1 protein-coding gene is annotated in these 206 nt (G+C 74.3%); it reads left to right on the top strand.

Annotated features, from left to right (window positions below; genetic code table 11):
* Positions 1-206, top strand: a 206-nt coding sequence (locus EXE45_RS19530; RefSeq protein ID WP_137695240.1) for an aminotransferase class V-fold PLP-dependent enzyme, incomplete at both ends; no start/stop codon positions are given.

Raw genomic sequence — 206 nt, 5'->3', positions numbered from 1 at the left:
ACCCCGGAGACGTCGAGGCCGCGCTGGACGCGCACGACGACGTGGGGATCGTCTTCATGCCGACCGCGCTGTACCGGTCGGGGCAGCTGTTCGACGTGGAGCGGATCACCGAGGCGGCCCACGAGGCGGGCGCGTACGCCGGCTTCGACGCGGCCCACTCCGCGGGCGCCGTCCCGCACGAGTTCGACGCGGCGGGCGTCGACTTC

Source organism: Halorubrum sp. SP9 (assembly GCF_005435015.1).
Classification (GTDB): Archaea; Halobacteriota; Halobacteria; order Halobacteriales; family Haloferacaceae; genus Halorubrum; species Halorubrum sodomense.
The sequence above is the reverse complement of the archived record's forward strand: the minus strand, read 5'-3'. Positions and strand labels throughout refer to the sequence as shown.